8 protein-coding genes and 1 pseudogene are annotated in these 6,591 nt (G+C 62.9%); all 9 read left to right on the top strand.

The genetic code is table 11. From position 1 onward, the window contains the following. The first annotated feature begins 278 nt into the window (after positions 1-278). Positions 279-494: a hypothetical protein gene (locus tag VGP39_RS02555; RefSeq protein WP_327566538.1), complete on the top strand. Its 216-nt coding sequence runs from the start codon at positions 279-281 to the stop codon at positions 492-494. Continuing rightward, positions 487-690: a hypothetical protein gene (locus VGP39_RS02560; RefSeq protein WP_327566539.1), complete on the top strand. Its 204-nt coding sequence runs from the start codon at positions 487-489 to the stop codon at positions 688-690. Before VGP39_RS02555 ends, VGP39_RS02560 begins: the two co-directional genes overlap by 8 nt. 207 nt (positions 691-897) lie before the next feature. After that, a complete protein-coding gene (locus tag VGP39_RS02565; protein WP_327566540.1) occupies positions 898-1,539 on the top strand; it encodes an HK97 family phage prohead protease in 642 nt (213 codons plus the stop codon). Between the two features lie 209 nt (positions 1,540-1,748). After that, positions 1,749-3,002: a phage major capsid protein gene (locus VGP39_RS02570; protein WP_327566541.1), complete on the top strand. Its 1,254-nt coding sequence runs from the start codon at positions 1,749-1,751 to the stop codon at positions 3,000-3,002. A 163-nt stretch (positions 3,003-3,165) separates the two neighbouring features. Then, positions 3,166-3,819 (top strand): hypothetical protein, encoded by a 654-nt coding sequence (locus tag VGP39_RS02575; protein ID WP_327566542.1) that lies wholly within the window; start codon positions 3,166-3,168, stop codon positions 3,817-3,819. Next, positions 3,710-4,177, top strand: a complete 468-nt coding sequence (locus VGP39_RS28090) for an RNase A-like domain-containing protein (RefSeq protein WP_414644544.1) — start codon at positions 3,710-3,712, stop codon at positions 4,175-4,177. The genes VGP39_RS02575 and VGP39_RS28090 overlap by 110 nt, the downstream gene beginning before the upstream one ends. Further along, positions 4,174-4,473 (top strand): hypothetical protein, encoded by a 300-nt coding sequence (locus VGP39_RS02580; protein WP_327566543.1) that lies wholly within the window; start codon positions 4,174-4,176, stop codon positions 4,471-4,473. The genes VGP39_RS28090 and VGP39_RS02580 overlap by 4 nt, the downstream gene beginning before the upstream one ends. A 570-nt stretch (positions 4,474-5,043) precedes the next feature. Next, positions 5,044-5,820 (top strand): type II toxin-antitoxin system PemK/MazF family toxin, encoded by a 777-nt coding sequence (locus VGP39_RS02585; protein ID WP_327566544.1) that lies wholly within the window; start codon positions 5,044-5,046, stop codon positions 5,818-5,820. Positions 5,821-6,212: 392 nt separating this feature from the next. Continuing rightward, a pseudogene (locus VGP39_RS02590) lies at positions 6,213-6,591 on the top strand (phage major capsid protein); the annotation flags it as partial.

Genomic DNA, 6,591 nt, shown 5'->3' on the forward strand with positions numbered 1-6,591 from the left:
CCCTCCCCCTCCAGGGGAGGGTAAGAAAGCGCGGAGGGCGGAATAAGCGAAGCGCATTCCGCCGTCCCACACCGAGCGGCGCAATGCGCTGCGCTTATTGCGCCCTTTTCTTCACCCTCCCCTGGAGGGGGAGGGTCGCCGCGAATGAAATTCGCGGCGGGGTGGGGTGAGTGTTCATCCGCGGCGCTGCCTTTGTAGCTTCACCCCACCCCGTCAAGCATTTCGCTTCGCTCATGCTCGCCGACCCTCCCCCTCCAGGGGAGGGTAAGGAAGACCACATGTCCGAGCTGATCCGCATCTTCACCGAGCGCGGCGATCTTGCGCATCTGGCGCTGTTGCTGTGGGCCAGCGCCGCCAGCACCGCGCTGTGGTTCGCGCTCCGCGAGCTCGGCGCGGCCTCGCGCCGCTTCGACGATTTCGTGCGCGAACTGGCGCGCTTCAACCGCCGCGCGCATCGCCGGGGCAACTCTTCGACCAGAGAGCATCATGACTGAAGGAGTTTTGATCATGGACAACCTGCACGCCACGCTGGCTTCGCTCCGCCCCGAGACCAAATCCGCTCCGGATCATCTCACCGTGTTCCGCGAATTCCTGGCGCAGCTCGATGCGCTGCAGCGCCACGCGCCGGTGAAGCCGCCGCGGATAAAACCGCGGCCGCGGCGCAAGCCGGCGCGGCGAGGGCGGGGCTAGCGCGCTTCACCCTCCCCTGGAGGGGGAGGGTCGCCGCGAATGAAATTCGCGGGCGGGGTGGGGTGAGTGTTCATCCGCGGCTTCACCCCACCCCGTCGCGCATCACGCTTCGCGCGACGCGCGCCGACCCTCCCCCTCCAGGGGAGGGTGAAGAAAGAAGCGCTCCCGTTTTATCAGCCGCACACCCCCTCTCAAGCGAGGCCCCCCATGCACGCGCCGTTGCCGCCGACCTCCCGTCTTGCGCTTTTCCCCGATGGCGCGATCGAGGGCTATGCCAGCCTGTTCGGCGAAGTCGACCAGGCCCGCGACATGGTGATGCCCGGCGCCTTCGCGCAAACCCTGAAGGCAAGAGGCTTGCGCAAGATCCCGATGCTGTTCCAGCACGATCCTTCCGAGCCCATCGGCATCTGGCTCGAGCTGGTTGAAGACTGGCGCGGGCTGAAGGCGCGCGGCCGGCTGATCCCGGACGTTTTGCGCGCGCGCGAATTGCTGTCGCTGCTCAAGGCCGGCGCGGTCGACGGCCTGTCGATCGGCTATCGCACCGTGCGCGGCCAGATCGATCCGAAGAGCCGGGTGCGGCGATTGTACCAGGTCGACTTGTGGGAAATCTCCATCGTCACCTTTCCGCTGCTGAACGGCGCGCGGGTCAGCGCAGTGAAGCAGGCGGCGCCGAAACGGTCGCGGCTGCGCGAGGCGGCGGAGGCGGAATGGCGCAGCGTTCTGGCGGGCGCAGACATCGGCGCGCCGCGCGCGCCGCCGGTGCCGGCGGCGTCCCGCCTGTGCGAACGCACGGGGCGCAAGAACGCGCTGCGCAGCGTCGCGCGAAATACTCCGGCGCCGTCATCCTGAGGTGCTCGCCGTCTTCGGCGAGCCTCGAAGGATGCGGAGACAGGTGCATGCGGCTCATCCTTCGAGGCCCGCGCAAGCGCGCGGGCACCTCAGGATGACGACGGAGTATGGGGCGCGCTGCCTCTCCGAGTCGTTCCCGCCTTCGCGGAACGACGATGAGTTTGTTTTCACCACCACACCACACACCATCAACCCAAGGAGCACTAGCAATGGACTTCGATATCCACGACCGCACCCCCGAGACCAAGGCCGGCATTCCCTCAGGCGACGCGCAGGACGTCTACGACGCGATGATGCGTACCTTCGAGGAGTTCAAGTCGGAGAACGACGGCCGCCTCAAGGCGATCGAGCAGCGCAAAGGCGACGTGTTGAACGACGAGAAGCTGGCGCGGATGGATGCCGCGCTCAACGCCCAGCAGCAGCAGCTCGACGCGATCTCGTTGAACCGCGCGCGTCCCGCGCTCGAGGGCCGACGCCCCGACGCCGGCGCCCGCGAGCATAAATCCGCGTTCGACGACTATGTGCGCAGCGGCGAGGCCGCGGGGCTGCGCGCGCTCGAGATGAAGGCGATGTCGATCGCCTCCAATCCGGACGGCGGCTATCTGGTGCCGCCGGAGCTGGAGACCGAGATCGGCCGGCGCCTCGCCAACATCTCGCCGATCCGGGGCCTTGCCTCGGTGCGCGCGATCTCGTCCACGGTCTACAAAAAGCCGTTCATGACCGCCGGGCCGGCGACGGGGTGGGTCGGGGAGACCGATCCGCGCACCCAGACTGCGTCCGCGGTGCTCGACCTGCTGTCGTTCCCGGCGATGGAGCTCTACGCCATGCCGGCGGCGACCGCGACGCTGCTGGAGGACTCCGCCGTCAATCTCGACGAGTGGCTGGCGGGCGAGGTCGACCAGGTCTTCGCCGAGCAGGAGGGCCTCGCCTTTGTGACCGGCGACGGCGTCAACAAGCCGAAGGGATTTTTGGCCGTGACCACGGTGGCCAACGGCTCCTGGGCCTGGGGCAATATCGGTTACATCGCGAGCGGCGTGGCCGGCGCCTTCCCGGCGTCGAACCCATCCGACGTGCTGGTCGACCTGATCTATGCCTTGCGCGCGGGCTATCGCCAGAACGCCACCTTCGTGATGAACCGCAAGACCCAGAGCATGGTGCGCAAGTTCAAGGACTCCACCGGCAACTATCTGTGGCAGCCGCCGGCGTCGCCCGGCAACCGCTCCAACCTGATCGGCTTTCCGCTCGTGGACGCCGAGGAGATGCCCGACGTCGCCGCCAACTCGCTGTCGATCGCCTTCGGCGATTTCCGCCGCGGCTATCTGATCGTCGACCGCGCCGGCGTGCGCGTGATCCGCGATCCGTTCACGGCAAAACCCTACATCCTGTTCTACACCACCAAGCGGGTCGGCGGCGGCGTGCAGGATTTCGACGCGATCAAGCTGTTGAAGTTCGCGGTGAGCTGAGGGCGGCGCAACGCATCCCTTCGTCGTCCCCGCGAAGGCGGGGACCCATAACCCCTGGCGTCGGCAGTCGCTCACGACCGCTGCCACGCTATCGATCAAACTGAAACGACACGGCGTATGGGTCCCCGCCTTCGCGGGGGCGACGCTGAAAATGTACATCCCCATGTCCCATTCCGACGACCCCTACCTGCGCCACCAGCGCCAGCGCTGGCTGCGCCAGGACGCGCATCTATGGATCCGCCCCGACGCGGCGCGCTGGGTAAAACCCGGCTACGATCCCGGCGACATCTATCCAACGCTCAAGCGCAAACCCGACGCGGCACAGGAAGCCGCGCTCGAGCCGGAGCTCGCGGCAGAGGTGGCGAAAGGCTACCGGCTGCTCGCCGTGCTGCGCGAACAGGTGGCCGAACTCCGCGCGGAGCTGAAGCGGCAGCGGGAGCTGGAAGCCAAATACAGCCCAAGCCAGCCGCGCGTGCCGGCCGGCAATCCGCGCGGCGGGCAGTGGACGGACGGCAGCGGGGGCCAGGGCACGGTTGCGAGCCCGAACCAGGACACGGGCCAGGGGACAGGCACGAGTCTCGCGCAGCCGATGGGCAATATCGGCATCGGCGACGTCAGCGGGTCGAGCGAACTCGGCGACCTGTTTCGAATCAAGCCGGACGGCACGCGCACGGATGCCGGGAATCGTTCGGATTCTATCGGAAAAATTGCAGCGTCCGATAACCCGCGGTTTTACACCCGTCCTAGAGGAGGAAGACGACAACGGCGGCCATACGCTGCGAAGACATACGGACAGGACAGAAAGCTCTCTCATTGACTGGCTCAACGCTAAATGGCAGCGCACACAAGTCGGCAATCTGGAGATCACAGAATATCCCATAGCCGAAGGCACATTTCGGTCGCGCGAAGAAGCCAACGACCTTGTCAATCAGGTGCTCAAACGGAACACCGACACGGTCGATCAGGTCGCCGCCGGCAAACTTAAGGAGGCCAAACTCCAGGAGCGTTTCGGATTTGTAACAGGCAAGGAGGCGGCGACTCCGACCCTTACATCCGCCCCACCTGTAGCGTTCGCGTTATCGTCAGGCATGACACGCGCTCGTGGCGCGGCTATAGGGTGCACACGGCATTTCCGGTCAACGATGAGTAGACGAGGCGACAGGAGCTTCGCATGAAGATTCCGTACGAGTTCGAACAATTTGTAGGATGCATCTATCCCGAGGATCCCGGAGAGTCCGTGTCACTCGAAAGCCTGGCAGCGGCGGCACTTGAGCACAAGGTTGCCAATGAACGCCGCGTGGTGCTGGCATTCCTCAATGAGCTGCTGGACGGCGGCCATTCGGATGCAGAGCTCGAATACGTCTGGCTCAAGCAATCTCCGAGATCCAGCTTCAGCCCGGGCGGCCACCGCGTCTTCTTCGAAGAAATCCGCCGCCAGATCATCGCCGATATGGATCGCAAGCTCGGGTGAGTTCGGCCGTACTGCACGGCGCGGCCGATCTAGCATGTTGGTCACACTACACTTGCGCGAACAAGAGCAAGGCGCTGATCTATGACGCAACCACCGGGATTGAAACGGACCGCCCTATGGAAGACGGAACTGTAATATCAGGCGGTCGCGATCTTTTTTAAAAAGACGCTGGGCGAGCCCACCGACAGAATGCGCGAGCCGGGGAGGCGGAATTCTATTGCCTTGAAACCGAGCAACAGGTCGACGCGGTCTGGGACTTCGTGAGGGTGTTGAGCAAACTGCCGACATAGAGCGGTGCCGGCTCTGAGGGTAGGTGCAACAGCGCGGTATTATGGTGCAAACGCCACAAGCGCTTGGGTTCCCCCCGGTAGTTGTGTAAAGCTATGACCGCAACGCGGCATGTGGGGTGTAGTGTTTTGTAGAGATCATGCGTCTCTCGCTTTTCGAACGAGACTACCGCGTCTCAAATGGCGATCAGGTGAGCCGCGTGGCGGCGTTGGCAATGAAGCGCAGTAAGAGCGCGAATTTACGGGATATTGGCAACGGCATATTGACAAATGAGCGAACAACTTGGAACAACCAGACGTTTCAAGCAGCCGTTTTCAAGACATGCCCCACGCACTTCGAATCTACAAAAGCTTAAAAGCGGTTGGCTTGCCTGAAGGGCAAGCAATGTGCGTTGCCGAGGAGGTCGAACGCGCGCGTGCCGATCTGGCCGTGTATGATCGCGAGGATATTATAGACCGCCTTTGTGACAGCGGTTTTACAGAGGAAATGTCAGAAGCTATTTGCTCCGTAATCAGGAATTGCTACGTCGCGCAACGGTTTGTTGTCCATTTTAAGCCCGTCCCCTTGAAGACAAGTCTAGTTCGCTCCCACATGGTTGCAGCGACAGCCCAAGCCTTTCTTGATGCGATAGACCCGTGCGTCGTTTCTTCGCGAACCTCTGAGCGTCGGCAACCTGTCATCCATCAACCTTCGCCGGGGCGCGTAGTGATGTGTGATTTTACGTTCTTGCGTAAGCCAGAGATGCAAAAAGAGCGAAGAGCGATCGTTGTCTCCGCTCGCTCCTCGAACGCCACGGGGCGATGCGCGGTTGTACCTGTCAGCAAGCTCAAGGCGGCGATTCCCAATCCTGCTCACTATGAATTTACTCCGGGAACCTATCATTTTTTTCACAAAACTGAACCTGTTTGGGCCATATGCGACCACATATATACGGTTTCTTTAGAGAGACTGTGGATGGTAAACGTAGGTCACCGACCGGACCCGGCAGCTGCGGTTTCGCCGCAACATCTTGCGGCTATCCGCGGGCTACTGGGAACAACCTTGGGTTATAGCAGTTGACAACGCCCAAGCGGATATGTGACTTAAGGAACCTGCTGGGGAGTCGAGTTCCAAATTCGATTCTTTTCAGCCGAGCCGGAGGTAGGATAAGCGGGCTTCCCGTTAATCCGTAGCTTCGCGGCTGGGGGACTCCTACGGGAACCCCCTTAAACCAAGGGAAAACCTCGCTTCCGCGGGGTTTTTCTTTGCCCAATTTGTTCTCGTTTGGTTCCAAAAATGTCAGCAGGTAGCGCGCATGAGCGCAGCGATATATGGGAAACTAGTAGCTTCCGGATCTCGCTGTGCTCACCGGGCGCCCCACGCCCGCGCCGTGCGCTAAATCCAGTCGTTTACAGCGTCAGCGGGGTGACGCCGGGTGAGACTGCCGCAGCCGTCGGTGTTGCTGGCGCCGGTCGACGTCCAATCCGTCCGACGTGCTGGTGGATCTGATATACGGTGCGCGCGGGCTCCCGCCAGAACGCCACTTTCGTGATGAACCGCAAGACCCAGAGCACGGTGCGCAAGTTCAAGGACTCCACCGGCAACTATCTCTGGCAGCCGCCGGCGGTGGCCACCGGCAAGTCGAGCCTGATCGGCTTTCCGCTCGCGGACGCCGAGGAGATGCCCGACGTCGCGGCGAATTCGCTCTCGATCGCGTTCGGCGATTTCCGCCGCGGCTATCTGATCGTCGACCGCGCCGGCGTGCGCGTGATCCGCGATCCCTTCACCGCAAAGCCCTACATCCTGTTCTACACGACAAAGCGGGTCGGCGGCGGCGTGCAGGATTTTGAC

Source organism: Bradyrhizobium sp. (assembly GCF_036009065.1).
Lineage (GTDB): Bacteria > Pseudomonadota > Alphaproteobacteria > Rhizobiales > Xanthobacteraceae > Bradyrhizobium.

Bases quoted from the DNA above. Each gene is read 5' to 3' on its own strand.
- VGP39_RS02555 (WP_327566538.1), top strand. From the start codon at position 279: ATGTCCGAGCTGATCCGCATCTTCACCGAGCGCGGCGATCTTGCGCAT.
- VGP39_RS02560 (WP_327566539.1), top strand. From the start codon at position 487: ATGACTGAAGGAGTTTTGATCATGGACAACCTGCACGCCACGCTGGCT.
- VGP39_RS02565 (WP_327566540.1), top strand. From the start codon at position 898: ATGCACGCGCCGTTGCCGCCGACCTCCCGTCTTGCGCTTTTCCCCGAT.
- VGP39_RS02570 (WP_327566541.1), top strand. From the start codon at position 1,749: ATGGACTTCGATATCCACGACCGCACCCCCGAGACCAAGGCCGGCATT.
- VGP39_RS02575 (WP_327566542.1), top strand. From the start codon at position 3,166: ATGTCCCATTCCGACGACCCCTACCTGCGCCACCAGCGCCAGCGCTGG.
- VGP39_RS02580 (WP_327566543.1), top strand. From the start codon at position 4,174: ATGAAGATTCCGTACGAGTTCGAACAATTTGTAGGATGCATCTATCCC.